This window comes from Myxococcus vastator (assembly GCF_010894475.1).
Classification (GTDB): Bacteria; Myxococcota; Myxococcia; order Myxococcales; family Myxococcaceae; genus Myxococcus; species Myxococcus vastator.
Map to the genome: position 1 here is coordinate 1 of NZ_JAAIYB010000994.1, position 389 is coordinate 389.

Below are 389 nucleotides of genomic sequence, written 5' to 3' on the forward strand. Positions count from 1 at the left end.
CCACCGCCCAGCAGCGGTGTCGCGTCGGGATTGAGCACGTTGTACTGGACGGAGACGGTGCCGGTGAGCGTGGGCAGCAGCGCGGCCAGGGCGATGCGCTGCACGCCCGCCGCGGCCTCCACCTGGGCCAGCGCGGTGTACAGGGTGGTGGAGCGTTGACGCAGCAGGTGCAGCGCCTCGGCCCAGGTCGCCACCTGCATGGCGGCCGGGGGGATGGGCTCCAGCAGCGGGTCGGACACGGGGAACTTCGGCGGCTCGGGTGTCTCCGGGGAGAGGGCGGGCGCGCGCGCCGCGGGTGGCTCCACGCCCGCGTCGGTGCCGGGGCCCGCCTGGGCCAGCAGGAGGCTGGAGTGGGACAGCAGGGCTGCGAGCAGCGGGGCATTCATGGG

1 pseudogene is annotated in these 389 nt (G+C 75.3%); it reads right to left on the minus strand.

The features are described from left to right. Window positions 1-389, minus strand: a pseudogene (locus G4D87_RS38740) (TolC family protein); the annotation flags it as partial.